Origin of the sequence: Streptomyces phaeoluteigriseus, from assembly GCF_001896135.2 — a bacterium.
Classification (GTDB): domain Bacteria; phylum Actinomycetota; class Actinomycetes; order Streptomycetales; family Streptomycetaceae; genus Streptomyces; species Streptomyces phaeoluteigriseus.
The window spans coordinates 311,418-331,041 of the sequence record NZ_MPOH02000017.1; the positions used below are offsets into that span (position 1 = coordinate 311,418).

The window sequence follows — 19,624 nt, forward strand, 5'->3', positions numbered from 1 at the left end:
ACGGTGGCCGGAAGCCCCGCGGCGCGCGGCTCAGGTCGGCCGGAGGTTCGGAACGCTCAGAGGTCCAGGACCAGGCGGTCGGAGTGTGAGCGGGACACACAGGGCATCATGCAGTCGCTTGCCGCGCGTTCGTGGTCGGCCAGGACCGCGTCCCGGTGGTCGGGGGTTCCCTCCAGCACCGGGACGAGACAGGTGCCGCAGGTTCCCTGCTCGCAGGAGGACAGCACCTCGGCGCCGGCCCGGCGCACGGCGTGCAGCACGGAGACGTCCGGGGTGACGGTCACGGTACGGCCGGTGCGCCGCAGTTCCACCTCGAAGGGTGTCCGGCGCACGGACTCGGACCGGTCGGCGGCGGCGGCGAACCGTTCGGTGCGCAGGCTGTGGTCCGGCCAGTGGGCGCACGCCTCCTGGACGGCGGCCAGGAGGGGGGTCGGTCCGCAGCAGTACACCTTGGTTCCGGGCAACGGCTCGCTCAGCCAGGCCGCCAGGTCCAGCAGGCCGAACTCATCCTGGGGCCTGACGTGGACACGCTCGCCGTAGGCGTGCGTGAGGTCCGCGCGGAAGGCCATCGATGCGCGGGTGCGGCCGCCGTAGAGCAACTGCCATTCGGTGCCGGCCAGTTCGGCCTGCTGGATCATCGGCAGCAGCGGGGTGATGCCGATGCCGCCCGCGATGAACAGGTACCGGTCGGCCGGCACCATGGGGAAGTGGTTGTGCGCCCCGCCGACGCCCACCCGGTCACCGGGCATCAGCCGGTCGTGCACGTCGGCCGAGCCTCCGCGCCCGGCGGGCTCGCGCAGGACGGCGATGCGGTAGGTGTAGGGGTCCCATCGGTCGCCGCACAGGGAGTACTGCCGAGTCGTCCCGTTCGGCAGCATGAGATCGATGTGCGCCCCGGGCGACCAGTCCGGCAGCCGCCCGCCGTCGGGGTGGTCGAGGGCGAGGGACACGACGCCGTCCGCGACGACGTCCTTGGCACGGACCCGCAGGGACAGGCCGGGGGTGGGCCGGGGAGTCGCGGGCAGCAGATTGTGTACGACCACGTTGTCGCCTCCTGTCCGGGGATTGCAGGAAGGATGCGCGTGGCCGCCGTCACAGTGCGACGGCATTCTCACTCAATGAGAGACGAAGTTCGCGCCGATGTCACACCCCCGTGCACACCGGCCCCCTCACGCCCGGTGGGCGCCCCGAGCGCGCGGGACACACCTCGGGCGGCCGTGCGCACGACGGGAACGACCGCCTTGGCGCCCGCGTCGTTGGGGACGATGACCGACAGCGCCGCCACCACCTGGCCGTCCGCGCCACGAACCGGGGCGGCCACACCGAGGGCCTCCTCGTGGACGTAGCCGGGGCAGTAGGCGTAGCCCCGCTGCCGGACTTCGGCCAAGGCCGCGCGCAGCCGGGTGGGCGTGGCCGGGGTCTTTGGCGTGTGTGCGGTGAGCGGGCCGGCCAGCAGCCGTTCCTTGAGATCTGCCGGGCCGTGGGCCAGGAGTACCAGGCCGCTGGACGAGGCGTACAGGGACAGGCGTCCGGCGATCCGGGTGTAGTTGACCACCGCGTTCGGCGCCGAGAGGCGTTCGAGGAACAGCACCTCCTCGCCGTCGAGGACCCCCAGCTGCACATGGTGGCCCACCACGTCGTGCACGCCCTCCATGAACGGCATCGCGGCGTCCCGCAGGGACAGTGCGGGCGAGGCCCGGACGGCGAGTTCCCAGAGACGGACACCGATACGCACCCGGCGATCGTCGTCCCGGCCCAGGAAACCGTGGGCGACCAGTTCGCCCACGAGCCGGGAAGCTGTGGCCACGTGCAACCCGGTGCGGCGGGCGATCTCGGAGACGGTCAGCGCCGGCTCCTCCGGGCCGAACGCCTCCAGGATGCGAGCGGCACGGGACAGGACCGACTCCTGGTGAGGCGCCTTCATCGTGTCACTCCTCGTCCGTACGGCGCGTTGTGCCCCGACGCGTGCGGCCGTCTCGCGCAGCCGGGTGTGGGGCCGAGGCGTGGGTGTGGGCGGGGTGCCACCACAGGGCCTCGCGCTGGGGTACCGTCTCGCGCACGAGTACCACGTCGCGCACGGGTACCGCCTCGTAGGGCGGCTCCACCACGCGTACGGCGGAGAGCGGCGCGAGGAGCCGGGCGAGGCGGCCCTGGACGAGGGCGACGCGGCGGGTGCCGGGCTCGTCGTAGAGGTGGGTGGCGGGGAAGTCGCTGATGACACCGTGCGGCATGAGCAGGGCGACGACGGGCTTGAGGTCGAGGCGGGCGAGGTTCACGGATCGGCGGTCCCTTGGGGTGGGGCGACGAACGGTGGAATAAACGCGGTGGATGCCGATCATCCACGCAATCTATATCCGTGATCATGGGCAGCGGGTCCAGATTAGTCCCACCACGATCAGGAGGACATGTTCGTGCAGCCGACGCCGGTCGACGGCGGCCTCACCGCACCACGGCGGGCTCAAGTCGGTCTCCGACGCGCTACGCAAGGACGTCTCGTGAAGCGGCTGGAGGGCACGGTCGTGCTGCCCTTCGGCACGGCCCACGTAAGGACCGGGCCGCCGCTGCGGTTCGCGGCCGAGGGCGCGCTCGTGGGCGGCGGCGACGCGTATCGCATCAAGCTGCCCTACCGCATCCGGTGGCCTGCTGCAGACCTGCTGCACGAGTAGACCCTTGAGACGCAGCGGCTGATCGCCCGCGAGGGCGGCACGGCTGTCACTCCCGGTCGATCGACCTCATGTACACCCTTGCCCTCCCCATGGCATGCACAGCGCGCTCCGGGGCACGGGACAGGGACGTGCGAGTGGGGAGTCTGCGTGTTCGACGGCTTTGAGCTGACACGATGCGAGGGAAACGGCGCTTACCTGAGAGTGCGTCACGGCGGCAGCGGTCCCGCGGTGCTGCTCCTGCACGGCCATCCGCGCACCCACGCGACCTGGCATCGCGTCGCCCCGCTGCTGGTTGAGGCCGGCCGCACGGTTGTCTGCCCCGACCTGCGCGGCTACGGCCAGTCCGACAAGCCACCGACCGACGCGCAGCACCGTCCGTACTCCAAGCGCGCCATGGCCGACGACTGCCTGGCGGTCATGCGCCGCCTCGGACACGAGCGGTTCGCCGTCGTCGGGCACGACCGAGGCGCGTACGTGGCCACCCGCCTCGCCCTGGACCACCCCGAGGCCGTGTCCGCCGTGAGCGTGCTGGACGCCGTCCCCATCGGGGAGGCGCTACGGCGCTGCGACGCGACCTTCGCCGCAAGCTGGTGGCACTGGTTCTTCCTCGGACAGACCGACAAGCCTGCCGAACGCATCATCAACGCCGACCCCGACGCCTGGTACAGGGCCACCCCCGAAGAGATGGGCGTCGACGCCTATGAGGACTACCGGCGCGCGATCCACGATCCGGCCACCGTGCACGCCATGTGCGAGGACTACCGGGCCGGCCTCGGAATCGATCGGGAACACGACGAGGCCGACCGGAGGGCCGGTCGACGCATCGGCGGTCCGCTACAGGTGCTGTGGGCCACCCGCGACGACATGGTCGACCTCTACGGCGACGTGCTGAGCGTCTGGCGCGAGTGGGCGGGCGACCGGCTGGACGGTGGCCCGATCGCCTCCGGACACCACATCGCCGAAGAAGCGCCCGAGGCGCTCGTCACCGCCCTCCGCGAGTTCTGGCGCGGCGCCGAAAGGACGTGATCCTCGCGCGAACACTCGACCGACCACTCGAACGCTGTACTGGCCGCTGGCCGACTGGCCGACTGGCCGACTGGGGCAGCTGTCATCGGCTGCGACTCCCTCCCGGTCGGACGAGCGCGCCCTTCGGCTCCACCAGGGCAGCAGACGAGGGAGCGCCGGACAACTCACATCCAGGTCCGCGCGGTCGCCGCGAAGAGATCCGGATCGCTGTGGACGGGAATGACGCACAGCAGGTGTCCGCCCGGTGCCCGCAGCACATGGCACTGGAGCCAACGAGACACCTCGGTGGCACCGAGCCCCAGAAGGCGGTCGACTTCGGCGTCGACGTCGTCGGTTTCGATATCGATGTGCATGCGCGGCGCATCGGCAACCGACTGGACCACGGTGGCCAGCCCGTCCACAGCGCCGACCAGCGACGTGAACTGGGGTTCTGCCGGGTCGACACGGGCGGGCACGCCCAGGGCCGCCGACCAGAACCGGGCGGCTGCGGAAGCCTCCCGCTCAGGAGCGTCCACGATCAGCGCGTACATTCTTGATCGGTGCATGAATGCCACTGTAGGGATCGCAGAGCAGGCCCGAGACTCCCGAAGGCGTTCTGGCAGCATCCTGCGTCAGCGGAGCTGACCGGTCGGTGTCGCGGTGGGTTGTCGCGGTGGGTTGTCGCGGTGACAGGCGCCGGCGGACGACGTATTGCGGACGGGGTAGCAGCAGGACAGCTGGAGATCGTCTGCTACTGGGGGCGGCGTCCGGTGACGTCCCCGCCCGGATCGTCGGGCAGGGCGATGCGGGCGGTGACCCGTTTGCCGACCGGCTCGCGCTGGACCTCGAAGCCCTGCGCGACGGCCATGACGATCTCCAGGCCGTGCTGCCCGACCCTGCCCGCGTCGGCGGCCCGCGCCACCGGCAGCACCGGATCGCTGTCCCACACGACCACCTCCACCAGCGAGCCGACGATACGCAGCTCCAGCAGCACCGGCCCGGGAGCGTACTTGCGGGCGTTGGTGACCAGCTCGCTGACCACCAGCTGGGTCAGGTCCATCGCGCGAGCGGACACCGGCAGGCCGTGCTCGGCCTGGACGCGGGCGAGGAAGTCGACCGCGCGATGACGTGCCTCGGCGATACAGGACCCGTCACCGTCCAGGGTGATGGTGTCCTGTATCTGTATCGGAGGGGCGCCAGGCATGACGCTGTCCTCACCCTCGGGGACTGATTCCGCCGGATCCAACCTCGTTCCCCCGTTCACCTGCCTGCACATACCCCGAACTCTGCCTCACATGCCCGTGAACTCGATACGCACGGGAGAGAACCGGTGTTCACCGTAGTATCGGGGCAGGCTGCCAACGCACATCGTGCCGGGGCCGCGAGCCCCACCAGCGAGCGCATTCGAGGAAATAGTGACAGACACCCATGGAGCAGCCCGGCCCGGCCTGTCGATCGACCGCACCACCGTCGACGACATCCGGGTGCTCACCCTGCGTGGCGAGATCGACCACGCCGTCGCGAACCAGCTCACCGAGGCCCTGCTGTCCTCAAGCGGCGCCACACCACCGAGGACCGTGGTCGACCTCAACGGCGTGACCTTCATGGACTCCAGCGGTGTGAACGCCCTCATCACCGCCCACCACGCCATGAGCGAAGCTCAGGGATGGCTGCGTATCGCCGCCGCCCAGGCACCGGTGTTGCGGGTCCTTGAACTGGTCTGCGTCGACCAGGTCATCGGCTGCCATTCCAGCGTCGAACAGGCCCTGGCCGTCTGACCCACGCCCTGCCGGACCCTGCGCCCTACCCGGCTTCCGCGTCCGGGCATCCCGTCGGCGTGAGCGCCGCCGCACGGCCACAGGGGCAGGCCTCCGGTACGCCTGCCCCCTGCGACGACAGCATGACACCCTCACGCGCGCCGTGGAGATCACACAACAGGACCGCCCTCCGCCGTCCAACGGACGGCGAAGAGCTGCCAAGGGCTGTGGTCCCAACCCTTGTTCTGCCGGGTGACCCGCGCCCCCACACTCACACCTGGCAGGTCCGGCCGGTCAGGAAAGGCAGCCAGATCGGCGCCCGTCGACTCTGGATGACTGCGGCACCCGCCCCGCGGAGCGCCCAGCGGCGCAGCACGAACACGGCGCTGGAGAGGCTGCGCTCCCCGCTCCGCCCCCGCGTCATGGACGGCACCGGACCCGCCGGAGCCGAGAGCCGGATCAGTGCCGCGCGCACGGGTGGACTGCCGGCGGTACGGCGCACAGTGGCTGCTCCCCCGGGCCGGCCGACGCGCAGATCGACGGCGCCGGTCAGAGGCCGAGATCGCTGAGGCCGGGGTGCTCGTCGGGACGCCGACCCAGCGGCCAGAAGTACTGACGCTCCGACTCGTCGATCGGCAGGGTGTTGATGGACGCGTGGCGGGTGTGCATCAGCCCGTGCTCGCCGAACTCCCAGTTCTCGTTGCCGTAGGAGCGGTACCAGTGGCCGGCGTCGTCGCGGTGCTCGTACGCGAAGCGCACCGCGATGCGGTTGCCGTCGTAGGCCCACAACTCCTTGATCAGGCGATACTCGTGTTCGGTGTTCCACTTGCGCTTCAGGAGCGCCCGGATCTCTTCCCGGCCGGTGGCGAACTCCGAGCGGTTGCGCCAGCGCGAGTCGTCCGTGTAGCCCAGCGACACCCTCTGCGGGTCGCGGGAGTTCCACGCGTCCTCGGCCAGGCGGACCTTCTCGGTCGCGGTCGCCCGCGTGAACGGCGGCACCGGCGGGCGAATCGCGTCGGTCATGTCAGCTCGAATCGCGTCGGTCATGTCAGCTCCTCGATCGGGACTCACGGCTGAGGCGGCAAGCCCCACTCCCGGGGGAGAACGTCCGTTCTCCCCCGTGTTCTGTACAGTAGAGAACGACGGTTCTCCACACAAGGGGCAGACATGCTGGACCGTGAGACGGCACGGGAGCAGGTATTGCAGGCAGCCGAGGCGCTCTTCTACGCCCAGGGCGTCCAGGCCGTGGGAATGGACGCGGTACGCGGCACCTCCGGCGTCTCACTCAAGCGCCTCTACCAGCTGTTCCCCTCCAAAGAGGCACTCGTGCTGCAGTTCCTGGAGCGGCGGGACACCTCGTGGCGCCAGGCCCTCGCCCGCTACGTCGACACGCACGCCACACCGGACGAGCAGGTCCTCGCCGTGTACGACTGGCTGCACCAGTGGTTCTCGGAGCCCGACTACCGTGGGTGCGCCTTCATCAACTCCTTCGGCGAACTCGGCGGCATCTCAACCGCTGTCGCCGATCAGGCACGGCACCACAAGCAGGCCTTCCGCGACTACCTCGCCGGCCTCGTCGAAGCCACTGGACTGCCGCAGGAACTCGCCGACCAGCTCAACCTGTTGGCCGAAGGCGCCATCACCACCTCCGCCATCACCGGCACCCCCGAGCCGGCACACCAGGCACGCGAGGCGGCTCGCCTGCTCATGCAGGCACACAGACAGACCGAGAAGGTCGACACCCAGGACGCTCAGGACACTCAGCTCACTCACTGAGCCCTGGCGCCGTACAAGTATGCGAAAGCAGCGCCGAGACAGTGCCGTCGCCGTGAAGGTGGGGCCGGTCGCCGCGCGCGGCGCCGACTGCGCTCCCACCTCAGGGTCCAGTCGAAGAAGAACAGAGAGGCTCGGGCATACGGGGAAGCCGTCTCAGCCATGGCCCCTGCCCTTCCTTCGTGTGCGATCCGCGACGTTCGGACCCTCGGTACTGGAAGCTGACCCCGCATTGCGTTCAAGGCATATGATGTTGCCCATGACGCAAGAAGGTGGAGAGCTGGACAGCCTGGTACGCAAACGCATCCGCGCGCTGCGGGTGGCGCAGGGCTGGTCGCTGGAGGAGTTGGCCCGCCGGGCGAACCTCAGCCAGTCCTCGCTCAGCCGCATCGAGAACGGCCAGCGCCGCCTCGCGCTGGATCAGCTCGTCACCCTCGCGCGCGCCCTGGACACCACCCTCGACCAGCTCGTCGAGAACGCCGCCGACGATGTCGTCACCAGCCCGACGATCGACGCCGCCCACGGCCGGATGCGCTGGCCCGTCAAGGGTGACCCCGGCATGAGCGTCGTACGCCAGCGCATGACCGAACCACCGCCCGAGAACCCGGCCCGCATGCGTGCCCACCCGGGACGCGAGTGGCTCGTCGTCCTGTCCGGCACCGCGATCCTCATGCTCGGCCACCGCCGCTTCCGCATCGAGACCAACCAGGCCGCCGAGTTCCCCACGATGATGCCGCACGCCATCGGCGCCGAAGGCGGGCCCTGCGAGATCCTGGGCATCTTCGACCGCGACGCCCGCCGCGGCCACCAGAACGAGGGCCCCGACCGCGACGCACAGGACACTCTCGAATGACGCGCGGCGCGACGGCCCCAGCGGCCACATCTTGCGCGCCCGGCAGCAGAACCGCCCATCATCTTGCGTAATACGGAAGTTGATGTGCCGCAGAGGCATGACCGTCCTAGCGTGAAGGCATGACCCAGACACACCCGCGGAGCCATCACGGCGTTACTCCGCACGCACACCACCAGCAGCACGGAACCGTCGGCCAGGCGGAGATCCTCGACCTGGACGCCGAGGTCCTCGCCGAGCACACGGCCGCCATCACCGCGTGGCTGCCACTGCGTACAGCCCCGCACCACATCGTGGACCTGGGCTGTGGCACGGGCGCGGGCACCTTCCCCCTCCTCGACCGCTTCCCCGACTCGCACGTCACCGCCGTCGACGCATCCGCCGATCACCTTCGGCGCCTGCGCACGAAGGCGTGTGCCCGCGGCGTCGAGGAGCGCGTGCGCACCGTGCAGGCCGACCTCGATGAAGCCGCCTGGCCCGACCTCGGCTCGCCGGACCTGGTATGGGCGTCGGCCTCGATGCACCACATGACCCACCCCGCTCGCGCACTGCGCACCGTCCACGACGCGCTCGCCCCCGGCGGCCTGTTGGTTGTCGTCGAACTGGCCGGCCACCCCCGCTTCCTGCCCGAAAGCGCCCCCGAGGACCGGCCCGGCCTGGAAGAGCGCGTCCACGCCGCGGCCGACCGCCTCCAAGCCGAACACATGCCCCACCGCGGCGCCGACTGGGGCCCGATGCTGACCGCCGCCGGATTCACGATCGAGGACGAACGCACCATCGCCGTGAACATCGAAGGCTCCCGCAGCGATGCGATCGGCCGCTATGCCGACGGCATCCTGCGGCGCATCCGCAGCGTCATCGCCGAAAGGCTCTCCCCCGAGGACCTCACAGCGCTCGACCAGCTCCTCGACACCAGCAGCCCGCACAGCATCCTGCGCCGCGACGACCTGATGGTGCGCACCGAGCGCACCGTCTGGGCCGCCCGCCGCATTTGATTCCCCACACCCCGGCCACCCTCGGGGCAGCCAGCGCGGTGTTCTGGGGTGCGAAGGGGGCGCGGGTGACGAAGAAGGTGCCGTCGTGATGCCGCAGCGTGGGCGCGAAGTTGACGAACAGGCCGTACTCCCGGTTGCGCCGGTACTGCTGGGGGTGGGTGGCCGCGTAGCCGATCAGGTCCCGGTCGGCCGGTCGGTGGAGTGGCGGACGGCGATGCCGGGCCAGAAGTCGCAGGTGCTGCCGGCCAGGAAGCAGTCGCTCCGACCCGGCGGACGGGACGTGCGGGATCGGCGGAAGGAGCGCGAGGAAGATCTGGATCGCCTGGGGCGGCCCCTGGCACCCACATCTACACGGTCCGGTGGCCCGGCCGATCCGGCACCGCAGGCGGGCCACACCTGGTCGACAGGTCCTGATCCGGCTGTGCTCCGTCGGTTGCGCGCCCGCCACTCCGGGGACGGGCGTCCGCACCGCGTGGGCGTGAACGGCCGCTGCCCGCCTGCGGGTGAGCCGTCAGACCGCGCCGCCGGTTCACAGGCGCGGACGGCGGGCCCTGCGGGCCGGGAGAGCGTCCTCACTCGCCGCAGGCACGCTCCAGAGCGTGGGTCAGAACGGCATGCGGCCTCGGGCACGTCGGCCGGCGGAGCCACTGTGGCCCACCGCCTTGGAGCTGCTGCGGAAGGGCTTGCTGAAGATCCGGCCCAGAACTCCGGGGGCCTTGCCTCCGGCGCGTGAACCGACCCCCAGGGTGCGCTGGGTGCCTCGTTCGGGGTGTCGGGACAGGCGAGGAACGAAGAAGGCGAGGAAGGCCAGAACTATACAGACCGCAATGATTCCGACAATCATCATGAAGGGCTCCTTGAGGTGAAGTGTCTCTGCCTCCTGCCCTGACAACCACACGTCATGCACCGGCCACCAGTAGTCCAGGCGCCCAGGGGTACAGTCTGCTCGCCGCTACGCCCGCGCCGGACCGGGCACCGCGGCCTGACGTTTCCTCATCGTGTGCCGGCCAGGGAATGCCATGACCAGTACACAGGAGCCGACCGAGCTGCCGCTGCACGCCACCCAGGCACCGGGTGAGCCCTCCGCGGAGGACCGCGTCGCGCGGATACGACGGCGCCTGGAGCGATTGATAGGCATCGCCGCGACCGAGGGCAATGCGCTGACCGTCCTGCGCAACGGGGACGAGATCTTCGCCGCGATGCTGGCCGCGATCCGATCGGCCGAGCACACGGTGGACATGATGACGTTCGTCTACTGGAAGGGCGACATCGCCCGCCGGTTCGCCCAGGCCCTCGCCGAGCGCGCCCGCGCCGGGCTGCGCGTGCGGCTGCTGCTGGACGGCTTCGGCAGTCGGCTGATCGAGACCGAGCAGCTGCAGACGATGGAGCGGGCCGGGGTGCAGGTGGCATGGTTCCGCAAGCCGCTGTATCTCTCCCCCCTCAAGCAGAACCACCGCTGCCACCGCAAGGTCCTGGTCGTCGACGAGGAGACCGCCTTCACCGGTGGGGTGGGGATCGCCGAGGAGTGGTGCGGCAACGCCCGTAACCCGCAGGAGTGGCGCGACACCCACGTCGAGGTCCGAGGCCCCGCCGTGGACGGCATCGCCGCGGCGTTCGCGCAGAACTGGGCCGAGTGTCACGACGAACTCTTCGACGAGCGCGACCGGTTCGTCGAACACCGCCCCCAAGGCGACGCCATCGTGCAGGTGGTGCGCGGTTCGGCGAGTTTCGGCTGGCAGGACATGCAGACCCTGCTCCGCGTGATGCTGGAGTCGGCCGAGGAGCGCGTCCGGCTGGCCACCGCCTACTTCTCGCCGGACGCGTACTTCATCGAGCTGTTGTGCGCCACCGCGCGGCGCGGGGTCGAGGTGGAGATCGTCCTGCCCGGGCCGCACACCGACAAGCGGGTCTGCCAACTGGGCGGCCAGCACTACTACGAGGACCTCACGGCGTGCGGCGTGAAGATATACCAGTACCAGCCGACGATGATGCACGCCAAGGTCGTCACCGTCGACCACGTCGCGGCACTGGTCGGTTCGACCAACTTCAACCGCCGCTCCCTCGATCACGACGAGGAGGTCATGCTCGCCGTCCTGGACCCGAGGTTCACCGCGACACTTGATGAGCACTTCGACGACGACGTGGCTTCCAGTGAACTGATCCAGGCGGACAGGTGGAAGAGACGCTCGATCGTCCAGCGGGCCCGTGAACTGTCTGTCCAGCCCATCCGCCGGTTCCTGTGACGCACCCGCGGGCCTTTGTGTCGTCCGGGCGGGCCGTCGGCCCTCGTTCACGACGACGGGAGGAAGGTCAGGGCTGGTCCGCCACCGCCGCGGCGGTGAGCCGCGCCCCGAGCGCCGCCACCGCGGTTCGCAACTCCTGTCCGCCCTCGATGCGGAAGGCGAGCGGCACCCGCGCCAGCCATTCCTGTGCGTACATGGTCGGGTTGCGCGTGCTGCCGATGAGAGCGCAGCCGTTTCCCCGGGGCTCAAGTCGTCCCATGGGTGGCTGGATCCACGGAGCCACCTCGGTCGCAGGGGCGTCGAACACCACGTGCGTGGGGTACTGCCACCCCAGGCCCAGGTTCTCCTCCAGCACGGCGACCGGATCGAGGCCCTTGGGTGGTCGGAACTCCTGACCGGTCGGCCGTACCGCGCGAACCCGGTCGACCCGGTAGCTGCGGACGGCGTCCGCGCGATGGGAGTGGCAGAGCAGGTACCAGCGCCCGTGGCGGACGACGATGGACCAGGGATCCACCGCCGCCTCCCATTCGTTGCCGGCCTCGCTGCAGTAGGTGACCCACACGCGGCGCCGGGCCGCGACGGCCTCCACGAGCTGGCCGGTGACGGCCGGTTCCGGGCGGACCGAGTACGGGTCCGGCGCCGCCGACGCGTACTCGCGCAACAGGGCAGCCTGCTGGCCGACACTCTCCGGCAGGGCGTTGACGACCTTCTCCAGGGCGCTGCCGACCAGGTCGTCGGCCGCGGCCGACCGGCCGTCGAGCACCGCCATCACCAGGCCGAGGGCTTCGGGCTGCGTGAAGTGCACGGGTGGCAGTCGCGTGCCGCGCCCCAGCCGGTATCCGCCGTGCGGACCCCGGGCCGACTGCACCGGAATGCCCGCCTCACGGAGGATCGCGACATACCGGCGTGCGGCTCGCTCCGTGACATCCAGCCGCACGGCGAGTTCTCCGGCCGTCGTGCCGGGGCGGGCCTGGAGGATCCCCAGGGCGCGCAGTGCCCGGGCTGTGGGGCTGAGATCGTTCGGCACGGCAGCAGGCTAGTCCGCTCGGCTCAGCCCTTCCAGATCCGCGGAGCAGGCTCGGTCGTGCGGTGAGTCGCGGGCCTCTCGCCACGACCAGCCACCGGTTCGCCCGGGGCGTTGATGGGCTCGCCGGACTGACCGGCAATGGGCTCGCCGGACCAACCGGCAGTGGAGTGTCCGGATCTCCTCCTACGGTGGCGTCCGTGAAGCTGACGAAGGGAAACTGACCATGGACATCCTGCTCATCGGCGGCTTGTGGCTGAACGGATCCGTGTGGGGCCGCGTCGCCTCCGCGGTGGAGTCGCTCGGCCATCGCCCCGTGCCGCTCACTCTCCCGGGCCAGGGTGACGGCTCCGTGTCCGCCACGCTCGACGACCAGGTCGCGGCGGTGCTCGCCGCGGTGGACGCGGCGCCGGGCGAGCTCATGGTGGTGGGGCATTCAGCGGCCTGCACGCTCGCGTGGCTGGCCGCGGACCGGCGGCCGGAGCGGCTGGCGAAGGTTGCCCTCATCGGGGGTTTCCCGTCCGCCGACGGTGCACCCTATGCCGACTTCTTCGAGGTGCGAGACGGCGTCATGCCCTTCCCGGGCTGGAGCCCCTTCGAGGGGCCGGACGCCTCCGATCTCGACGAGAGGACCAGAGGGGAGCTGGCAGCCGCCGCGATCCCCGTGCCCGCGGGCGTCGCACGGGGGGTGGTGCGGCTGGGAGATGTTCGCCGGTTCGACGTCCCGGTCCTGCTCGTGTGCCCGGAGTTCACTCCCGCCCAGGCGCGCGAGTGGATCAACGCCGGTGACATCCCGGAGCTTGCCCGCGCCAAGCACGTCGACTTCGCCGACATCGACTCGGGCCACTGGCCCATGGTGACCAAGCCTGTCGAGCTGGCCCGGATCCTGGCCGCGGCGGCCGACACGCTCTGAGGGGTTTGACGACAGCTGCCAGACGGCAGCGGTGGGGCGCCGGGCACGGCCCGTCCCGCTTCGCCGGTCAGGCGTGGCGCGAGCCCGTCGCTGCCGCGGTGCGGACGAGAACGTCTTCGTGGATGCGGTGCGCTACCGCGTACACGGTAGGAACGGCCGGGCACATCAGCCGGCGCAACGGCGGGCACGGGTGCTGCGGACGTCGTACCGCCCGGTGCCGGAACCGGCTCACCACCCCGGCCTGGGCGCCTGGTCAGCAACGGCCTACAGCGGTTCCGGCGCGGTGCGTCGACGCCTTCACACGACTTCCCGCGTGGCCGGGAGAGGGTGAGCCCACGCAGCCCGAACCCGCACGCACCGCTCATGGCCCTCCGGTTGCGTCACAACTCAGCCAACCACGACGCCGGTTACGGCTGAAAATGCCAGTAACTCCGGCACAACCATCCGAAGGCCCCGCCCGTCACATAAGGCAGGAGCAACCAACTCCTACACGTACAAGGGGGAAATATGCGCTTCATTCATTCCATGCTGGGCGCCACCGCACTGGCCGCTCTGTCGGTGGGGGCCACCACCGCACTGGCGGCGCCCGCCTCGGCGGTACCCAACACCACCCCGGGAAAGGTCTGCGGAAGCGGCTACAAGACCGTGAACTCCGCCCCCGTCGGCTCGTTGGGCACCGTCTACCTGGCGTACAACGCCAGCAACGGCAACAACTGCGTCGTCACCATCCGGAACAACCCGGGCACCGCCGTGGACATGTCCGCCTGGATCTACGTCCCCGACACCAACGAAGGTGACGACGACTACGGGCGCTACACCTCGTACGCAGGGCCCTCCTACGTCATCGGCAAGGGCTACTGCGTCGACTGGGGTGGCAGCATCGCCAACACCCACGTGCAGGTGACCGGCTCCAACTGCGCCTCTCTCAAGGAACACCGGACCACCTCGACCCGCTGACCCACCGCAGACGGCCGTAGCGGTCCGGCCCGCCCTGGCGGCACCCATCGGGTTCCGCCAGGGCAACCGAGCAGAGTCCGCAGGCTGTGGTCGGGAGGGCCGGCGCACCGGCGCACACCCCGGTCCTCGGCCGAGGCGCTCCACCTTGTGGCCATGCACCAGGGCCGTTCCGAAGGCGGGCGCACGCGTGCGTTCCAAACCTTCCCGTCTCAGCCCACTGTCCTCAGCTGACGGCCGGGCCCGCTTCCTCGGTACCGGACAGCCCGGTCAGGAACTGGTGGCACCTGGCCGCGCGTTCCGAGTCCTGCCCCATGACGGTGCGGAAGAACTCGGCGATTTCCTTCTTGACGGCACCAGCGCCGTTCCCGAGATCCGTTTGCGGGCGGACCCCCACCGAAGGGCACCGGGCGACGTGACCTACTCGGTCGTGACGAACCGGAGGCGGCGGCGCGGACGTGGCGGGCTGTTTCTGCGGGCGCGGATCCCCTGGACGACGGCGACGATCACGAGGGCGCCCCAGGCAACGCAGAACACGCCGATCTGCTCCTCCGAGCCGAAGGCCAGCCAACCGATCCCCAGCCCGCCCAGAGTGACACCGGACGCCGCCGCGAGAGGTGAAGGGCGTCGGTGGCTCAGCGCCCGCACGAGGCACAGCATGCCCAGGACGAGCACAGGAGCGGCGAGGATCTCAATGCTGTCGTGAGCGGTGAAGTCGTGGCTGACCTCGGCCTCCGCGGAGGCGTACCCTCCGCTGTAGTCGTCCTCGAACAGTGTGTAGCCGGAGGAGTCGGCCTCCAACTCGGTGTAGCCGCCGGAGGCGGAGTCGTAGCGGTAGAGGGTGCCGAAGTCGGACTCCGACACGGAGTGGTAGTCGTAGTCGTCGACCGCGCCGCCGACGGCGACGCTCGCGAGCACCAGAGCCCCCGCTCCCCACCACACGAGAGTCGACGCGAGGGGAAGCCACCGGAAGAGACAGAGACCGAGCACGACGGAACCCACCCACACGCCGACGAGGACGTCGGCCTCATCCGGGGACACCTCCTGGTGGCCGAGGCTGACGATGCCGGAGACGACGATGCCCAGGAGGGCGACCATCCTGCCGACGGCGTTCGTGAACCGCGCCTCGTCCGGCGGGGAGGCGGTGCCGGCGTTCACGGGCAGGGCGGACGGCATCCCGACGCCGTTCGGTTCGCCGGAGGGGGGTGTACCGGGGGCCGGGACGACGGGACAGGGCGGCGGCGACGCCGTACGAGTCTCCTGCCGGGGCGCCCGCGCGGTGTGCCCTGGGCCCGCCTGCGACTCGAAGGTCATCCGTGCGGGCGGCACGGCGGGGGCGGGTGGCACGAACGGACTCGAGGCGGCGCCGTGTGACGGCCGTACGGCCGCCGGAACACTCAGCGCGGTGACGGTCGTGGCCAACGCCTCCCGGAGGTCCGCAGTGCCGGCCCACCGCTGCTCGCGATCCTTGGCCAGGGTCCGGAGCACGAGTTCGTCCACCATCAAGGGGATCTGGGGGCGCAGCCGGGAGGGGGCGACCGGCTCCTGACTGATGTGCTGGTGCATCACCGCGAAGGGTGAGTCGCCGACGAACGGCGGGCGGCCCGTCAACAACTCGTACAGCAGGCAGCCCATGGAGTACTGGTCGGAACGCCCGTCCACCGGCTGTCCGGTGAGCTGCTCGGGAGAGAGGTAGGCGGGGGTGCCCACGGTCATGCCCGTGGCCGTGAGCCGGGTGGTCGTCTCCGCGACCACCTTCGCGATGCCGAAGTCGAGAACCTTGATGCCGCCCTCGTTCGTCAGCATGACGTTGGAGGGCTTGATGTCGCGGTGGATCAGGCCCTGGGCATGGCTGTGGGCGAGGGCGTCGGCGATGTCCCTGCCGATGGACATGGCCCGTTCGACCGTGAACAGCCCGTCGGCGAGCACACCGGTAAGCGTGCGGCCCTGGATGAACTCCATGACCAGGAACGGCGTCGCTTCCCCCTCCGTGACATCCTCGCCGACATCGTGCAGCACGGCGACGTTGCGGTGGTTGAGTGAGGCGACGGTGCGGGCCTCCCGGCGGAACCGGACACGGAAATCCTCGTGCCCGGTGAGTTCCTGCGGCAGCACCTTCACCGCCACTGTGCGGCCGAGTTCCCGATCCATGGCACGCCAGACCTCTCCCATTCCGCCGCGCCCGACCGTCTCGACCAGCTCGTAGCGTTCCGCAAGCACCCGCACGGTTGCGCCCCCCGGTGACTTGGGGCAACCCGACGACAACCGGGCTGCCGGAGGTCTTCTCTTCTCCCACGGCTACGGACGACGTGCGGCAGCTCCGAAACTCCCCAGCGCGGTGCCTTTCCGTCAGTCGCCCGCCAACCATACTGGCGAAAATACGCCCATGGGATATCAGGTGAATTACTGCGCAAATGTGCGACCCTTCGCACGCCCTTCACGCCCCCGACCAAGCGACCAGGTGTCACCAATTCGCCTGGATCTCGTCGAAAGTCGACCCAGAACAGTCAGTTCCTGACACGCCGTGAAACGAGTACGGCTGTGAACACGAAGGCCGAATCGAGGCCTTTCCGCAACACATTGACGCAGGACGCGGCCCGCGCCGTCACTCCTTCCCCAATGGCGGAGGACCACAGAACATGCCGGGCCACAGGTTCGTTGCCCGCCGCGGAACAGCCGAGCGATCCTGCGTGGAGGGCCGACTGCGTGACGCTGCCGCCCCGAGCACCCGCGCGCCGTCCCCATCGGCCGCACGGCGAGCCGACACCCCCGCATCGCCCCTCGGAACCGCTCCCGCACGGGAGTCGTGCGCCCTGCTGCGTGACTTGACGCCGCACTCGACCAAATGACGCGGAAAGGGACCCTTGCGGCGGGGACGGCGTGTCCCCTGGCAGGCGCTTCACGGTCCGCCCTCGGCAACCCGCGTTCTCGCGAATCCGTCGAGAACACTTGGCGCAGCACCCCTGGGAGCTTCCCGTACCGGCGTGCGACACTCCTGCCATGTTCGGCGTCAACGACCTCCCCACCTACCTGGCGGGCCTCGCCCTGATCATTCTGCTGCCCGGGCCCAACTCGCTGTACGTCCTCTCCGTGGCCGCCCGGCGAGGGGTGCGGCCGGGCTACACCGCCGCAGCCGGCGTATGGTGCGGCGACGCCGTGCTCATGACGCTCTCCGCCGCCGGTGTCGCCTCGCTGCTCCAGGGCAACGCCCTGGTCTTCGGCATCGTGAAATACGTGGGCGCCGGCTACCTGACGTGGCTCGCCGTCGGGATGCTCCGGGCCGCGCGGGGGATGTGGCGCAGCCGGCGGGAGCGGAGCACGCCCAGCGTCCCGTCCGCCGCCGTCACCGACGAGCGGCCCTTCCTGCGGGCTCTCGTCATCAGCCTCTTCAACCCGAAAGCGATCTTGTTCTTCGTCGCGTTCTTCGTGCAGTTCGTCGACCCCGGCTACGCGCACCCGGCCCTGTCGTTCGTCTTCCTCGGGATGTTCGCGCAGTTGGCGAGCGTGCTGTACCTCAGCGCGCTGATCTTCAGCGGGACGCGCCTTGCGGCAGCGTTCCGGCGGCGCAAGCGGCTGGCCGCGGGCGCCACATCGGCCGCGGGGGCACTTTTCCTCGGGTTCGCCCTCAAACTGTCGCTGGCCAACGCCTGACCTGTGAAGCGCGTGACTGCCACTGTGGCGGCGGGCGCCGGGGTCGTACAGGAACCGGCCGGCGGTCGCGCACGGAACGCGATGGGGAGCCCCCTGACGGCGGCCCGTGGGAGCAGTAGGCAACCGGGGCCGGCGGTGCCACCCCGGTTCTCACCCACCAGCGTTCCCACACGGCCGCTGGTCGTCCGGGACGACACCGGACCCACCGGTGTGAAGTCCCGGATCAGCGACCCGCGTTCGGCCGCCAGGCAGTTGGCACCATCCGGCTTCTCGCACGACGCTCCGGTCCTCGCGGTGCCGCGGGCTACCTGCTCCGAACGGTCCGTCAGGTTGCCCGCGGAGATCACCAGGCGCTCGCCCGCAAAGCGCCCGGAGACCGCGGCACGGAGGGCACGGCGCGCGGAGCGGGGGTCTCGGTGGCCTCCCGTACCCGTATGACGCCCCGTCGCGGTCCCGACCAGGCGAGTGTGCTGGGTGCGGCGGCCTGCTGCGGGCCGTCCGGAGAACGCGTCGAGCAGGTGCGGAGGTGCCGGGAGGGCTGGTCGGCGTCCATAGGACCGTGGACCGTGTGCCCTTCTGTGCCTGCGCACCGGAGGGGCGTCGTCGTGGCCGCTGCCCCGCCCCGTGCCCCGTCGGTACGCGCCGTACGCGGGGCGGCGCCCGTGGCCCGGCCCCGCCGGAACGAGGTCGGGCGGGCTCCCGAAGGTTCGCCGGGTCACCGGACCGAGTCGGCGTACTCCCCGTCCTGGTCGGCTTCCGGTGCCGCCGGCTTCTCCTGATGGTGCTTGCCGTCGGCCTTTCGGCCGGGCAGGACCACGAGGACGACCACGGTTCCCACGGCCATGACGATGCCGCCGACGAGGCTCGCGTGGGCGATGGCGTGGGCGAAGGACTCGTGGACCGCGTCGACCAGGGTCTGGGCCTGCTGAGGGCCGCCCTGGGGGTTCTTCGCGACCTGTTCGGCGACGGCGAGGCCGCCGCCCACCGAGTCCTTGGCCGTGTCCAGGACGGCGGCCGGGAGGTTGCCGCCGACCAGGTCCGTCAGCACACCTTCCTGCGGCCCCGGCCCCGGCCCCGGGCGGTCGTTGGGTGGTCGTCGGGTGCGCAGGTACGCGGGCTCGCGGCCATCAGAATCCATGCGCGTGGCCCCCGATGATCTGCGCTCTGGACCCGGGTATGGCGACCGGACTTCGGAAAGGGCCGGACATCACCCGGCCGATGGTCCTGCTCAATCTGCCGCGCTTCGCGCCCGGCGGCCGCGCCTCCTCCCAGGAGGACTCACGACGGGCGGGCGCCTTCGTGAAACGGTACGGAGCGAGGTGCTCTACGCCGGCGACGGCCACGCCCCCTGGTCGCCGAGCAGAGGCAGTGCTACGACGGGGTACTCGCGGTTCGCTACCCCGACCGCGAAGCGTTCAGCCGTATGGTCGCCGACCCCATACCAGCCGATCACGAGCCTGCGCTCCTTGGCCTCTCGGAGGCCGTGCTCCAGCCGACCAGCCCCTGGCCTTCACCCCGGCCGAGGGACTCGTCCCGTTGCCGGGCGGTGGCGGCTGGTACGCGGGCTCGGGCAGGACCCACTTCGCCGGGGTGCCGATGGTCGCGCCGCTCCCGCCCTCCCGGCCCGGCGGACCAAGGACGCCAGTACCGGTATGAGCGGTGGTGCCGCTGGTGCTGCCGGCAGCACCACTCCGCATTGGTGTGGGGGCGGCTCCGCGGGCCCATGCACGGCGACAGCCCCCGTTCCGCTCTCATCAGCCGGTACGGGGGCGGCGGCGCCGACGGGCGGCGGC

At 70.6% G+C, this 19,624-nt stretch carries 19 protein-coding genes and 2 pseudogenes; 10 read left to right on the forward strand and 11 right to left on the reverse strand.

The features are described from left to right. Window positions 1-56 precede the first annotated feature (56 nt). The 3 genes and pseudogenes from BM536_RS28880 to BM536_RS28890 all read right to left on the reverse strand — a co-directional run. Window positions 57-1,043, reverse strand: a complete 987-nt coding sequence (locus BM536_RS28880; RefSeq protein WP_425444691.1) for a PDR/VanB family oxidoreductase — start codon at window positions 1,041-1,043, stop codon at window positions 57-59. Between the two features lie 68 nt (window positions 1,044-1,111). Continuing rightward, window positions 1,112-1,924 carry an IclR family transcriptional regulator gene (locus BM536_RS28885; RefSeq protein WP_094103700.1) on the reverse strand — a complete coding sequence of 271 codons (813 nt, stop codon included), beginning with the start codon at window positions 1,922-1,924 and terminating at the stop codon, window positions 1,112-1,114. A 30-nt stretch (window positions 1,925-1,954) separates the two neighbouring features. Then, window positions 1,955-2,177, reverse strand: a pseudogene (locus tag BM536_RS28890) (hypothetical protein); the annotation flags it as partial. A gap of 318 nt (window positions 2,178-2,495) precedes the next feature. Between BM536_RS28890 and BM536_RS40880 the strand changes: the two are divergent. Next, window positions 2,496-2,666 carry a hypothetical protein gene (locus BM536_RS40880; protein WP_158086551.1) on the forward strand — a complete coding sequence of 57 codons (171 nt, stop codon included), beginning with the start codon at window positions 2,496-2,498 and terminating at the stop codon, window positions 2,664-2,666. A 147-nt stretch (window positions 2,667-2,813) separates the two neighbouring features. Beyond that, complete coding sequence (locus tag BM536_RS28895; protein WP_073497038.1) at window positions 2,814-3,692, forward strand: alpha/beta fold hydrolase; 879 nt, start codon at window positions 2,814-2,816, stop codon at window positions 3,690-3,692. Between the two features lie 164 nt (window positions 3,693-3,856). Here the strand turns inward: BM536_RS28895 and BM536_RS28900 are convergent, their stop codons facing one another. Beyond that, window positions 3,857-4,222 (reverse strand): VOC family protein, encoded by a 366-nt coding sequence (locus BM536_RS28900; protein WP_245873851.1) that lies wholly within the window; start codon window positions 4,220-4,222, stop codon window positions 3,857-3,859. A gap of 200 nt (window positions 4,223-4,422) precedes the next feature. Beyond that, entirely contained in the window at window positions 4,423-4,875 is a 453-nt protein-coding gene (locus BM536_RS28905) for an ATP-binding protein (protein ID WP_094103687.1), read from the reverse strand. Between the two features lie 211 nt (window positions 4,876-5,086). On the opposite strand from BM536_RS28905, the gene BM536_RS28910 reads away from it, so the two are divergent. Further along, window positions 5,087-5,449, forward strand: a complete 363-nt coding sequence (locus BM536_RS28910; RefSeq protein WP_073495949.1) for an STAS domain-containing protein — start codon at window positions 5,087-5,089, stop codon at window positions 5,447-5,449. Window positions 5,450-5,699: 250 nt separating this feature from the next. Here the strand turns inward: BM536_RS28910 and BM536_RS40405 are convergent, their stop codons facing one another. Both BM536_RS40405 and BM536_RS28915 read right to left on the reverse strand, forming a co-directional pair. Continuing rightward, window positions 5,700-5,852 carry a hypothetical protein gene (locus tag BM536_RS40405; protein WP_158086552.1) on the reverse strand — a complete coding sequence of 51 codons (153 nt, stop codon included), beginning with the start codon at window positions 5,850-5,852 and terminating at the stop codon, window positions 5,700-5,702. A 125-nt stretch (window positions 5,853-5,977) separates the two neighbouring features. Continuing rightward, entirely contained in the window at window positions 5,978-6,451 is a 474-nt protein-coding gene (locus BM536_RS28915; protein ID WP_073495950.1) for a nuclear transport factor 2 family protein, read from the reverse strand. 144 nt (window positions 6,452-6,595) lie between these two features. On the opposite strand from BM536_RS28915, the gene BM536_RS28920 reads away from it, so the two are divergent. The 3 genes from BM536_RS28920 to BM536_RS28930 all read left to right on the forward strand — a co-directional run bounded on the left by BM536_RS28920 (window position 6,596) and on the right by BM536_RS28930 (window position 9,046). Then, window positions 6,596-7,204 carry a TetR/AcrR family transcriptional regulator gene (locus BM536_RS28920; RefSeq protein ID WP_073495951.1) on the forward strand — a complete coding sequence of 203 codons (609 nt, stop codon included), beginning with the start codon at window positions 6,596-6,598 and terminating at the stop codon, window positions 7,202-7,204. A 256-nt stretch (window positions 7,205-7,460) separates the two neighbouring features. After that, window positions 7,461-8,054, forward strand: coding sequence for a helix-turn-helix domain-containing protein (locus tag BM536_RS28925; RefSeq protein WP_211362967.1), 594 nt, complete (start codon window positions 7,461-7,463; stop codon window positions 8,052-8,054). A gap of 119 nt (window positions 8,055-8,173) precedes the next feature. After that, window positions 8,174-9,046, forward strand: a complete 873-nt coding sequence (locus BM536_RS28930; RefSeq protein ID WP_094103688.1) for a class I SAM-dependent methyltransferase — start codon at window positions 8,174-8,176, stop codon at window positions 9,044-9,046. 604 nt (window positions 9,047-9,650) lie between these two features. Here the strand turns inward: BM536_RS28930 and BM536_RS28935 are convergent. Continuing rightward, a complete protein-coding gene (locus tag BM536_RS28935) occupies window positions 9,651-9,893 on the reverse strand; it encodes a DUF6411 family protein (protein WP_073495977.1) in 243 nt (80 codons plus the stop codon). Between the two features lie 172 nt (window positions 9,894-10,065). On the opposite strand from BM536_RS28935, the gene BM536_RS28940 reads away from it, so the two are divergent. Beyond that, a complete protein-coding gene (locus BM536_RS28940; protein WP_073495953.1) occupies window positions 10,066-11,289 on the forward strand; it encodes a phospholipase D-like domain-containing protein in 1,224 nt (407 codons plus the stop codon). Between the two features lie 67 nt (window positions 11,290-11,356). Here the strand turns inward: BM536_RS28940 and BM536_RS28945 are convergent, their stop codons facing one another. Further along, window positions 11,357-12,316 carry a helix-turn-helix transcriptional regulator gene (locus BM536_RS28945; RefSeq protein ID WP_094103689.1) on the reverse strand — a complete coding sequence of 320 codons (960 nt, stop codon included), beginning with the start codon at window positions 12,314-12,316 and terminating at the stop codon, window positions 11,357-11,359. 223 nt (window positions 12,317-12,539) lie between these two features. Between BM536_RS28945 and BM536_RS28950 the strand changes: the two genes are divergently transcribed. Together BM536_RS28950 and BM536_RS28955 are read left to right on the forward strand one after the other, a co-directional pair. Next, a complete protein-coding gene (locus tag BM536_RS28950) occupies window positions 12,540-13,226 on the forward strand; it encodes an alpha/beta fold hydrolase (RefSeq protein ID WP_073495957.1) in 687 nt (228 codons plus the stop codon). A gap of 507 nt (window positions 13,227-13,733) precedes the next feature. Then, window positions 13,734-14,183, forward strand: a complete 450-nt coding sequence (locus tag BM536_RS28955) for a spore-associated protein (RefSeq protein ID WP_073495959.1) — start codon at window positions 13,734-13,736, stop codon at window positions 14,181-14,183. Window positions 14,184-14,600: 417 nt separating this feature from the next. On the opposite strand, the gene BM536_RS28965 is transcribed toward BM536_RS28955, so the two are convergent. Then, window positions 14,601-16,406 carry a serine/threonine-protein kinase gene (locus BM536_RS28965; RefSeq protein ID WP_094103690.1) on the reverse strand — a complete coding sequence of 602 codons (1,806 nt, stop codon included), beginning with the start codon at window positions 16,404-16,406 and terminating at the stop codon, window positions 14,601-14,603. Between the two features lie 774 nt (window positions 16,407-17,180). On the opposite strand from BM536_RS28965, the gene leuE reads away from it, so the two are divergent. After that, on the forward strand, window positions 17,181-17,831 hold the full coding sequence (gene leuE / locus BM536_RS28970; protein WP_073495965.1) for a leucine efflux protein LeuE: 651 nt from the start codon (window positions 17,181-17,183) through the stop codon (window positions 17,829-17,831). Window positions 17,832-18,546: 715 nt separating this feature from the next. On the opposite strand, the pseudogene BM536_RS28975 reads toward leuE, so the two are convergent. After that, a pseudogene (locus BM536_RS28975) lies at window positions 18,547-18,876 on the reverse strand (MFS transporter); the annotation flags it as partial. Window positions 18,877-19,624 lie beyond the last annotated feature (748 nt).

What these genes read in the sequence shown, in the direction of transcription:
- BM536_RS28885 (WP_094103700.1), bottom strand. Translation starts at nt 1,924, where the DNA reads ATGAAGGCGCCTCACCAGGAGTCGGTCCTGTCCCGTGCCGCTCGCATC.
- BM536_RS28900 (WP_245873851.1), bottom strand. Translation starts at nt 4,222, where the DNA reads ATGTACGCGCTGATCGTGGACGCTCCTGAGCGGGAGGCTTCCGCAGCC.
- BM536_RS28905 (WP_094103687.1), bottom strand. Translation starts at nt 4,875, where the DNA reads ATGCCTGGCGCCCCTCCGATACAGATACAGGACACCATCACCCTGGAC.
- BM536_RS40405 (WP_158086552.1), bottom strand. Translation starts at nt 5,852, where the DNA reads ATGACGCGGGGGCGGAGCGGGGAGCGCAGCCTCTCCAGCGCCGTGTTC.
- BM536_RS28915 (WP_073495950.1), bottom strand. Translation starts at nt 6,451, where the DNA reads ATGACCGACGCGATTCGCCCGCCGGTGCCGCCGTTCACGCGGGCGACC.
- BM536_RS28920 (WP_073495951.1), top strand. Translation starts at nt 6,596, where the DNA reads ATGCTGGACCGTGAGACGGCACGGGAGCAGGTATTGCAGGCAGCCGAG.
- BM536_RS28925 (WP_211362967.1), top strand. Translation starts at nt 7,461, where the DNA reads ATGACGCAAGAAGGTGGAGAGCTGGACAGCCTGGTACGCAAACGCATC.
- BM536_RS28930 (WP_094103688.1), top strand. Translation starts at nt 8,174, where the DNA reads ATGACCCAGACACACCCGCGGAGCCATCACGGCGTTACTCCGCACGCA.
- BM536_RS28935 (WP_073495977.1), bottom strand. Translation starts at nt 9,893, where the DNA reads ATGATGATTGTCGGAATCATTGCGGTCTGTATAGTTCTGGCCTTCCTC.
- BM536_RS28940 (WP_073495953.1), top strand. Translation starts at nt 10,066, where the DNA reads ATGACCAGTACACAGGAGCCGACCGAGCTGCCGCTGCACGCCACCCAG.
- BM536_RS28950 (WP_073495957.1), top strand. Translation starts at nt 12,540, where the DNA reads ATGGACATCCTGCTCATCGGCGGCTTGTGGCTGAACGGATCCGTGTGG.
- BM536_RS28955 (WP_073495959.1), top strand. Translation starts at nt 13,734, where the DNA reads ATGCGCTTCATTCATTCCATGCTGGGCGCCACCGCACTGGCCGCTCTG.
- leuE (WP_073495965.1), top strand. Translation starts at nt 17,181, where the DNA reads ATGTTCGGCGTCAACGACCTCCCCACCTACCTGGCGGGCCTCGCCCTG.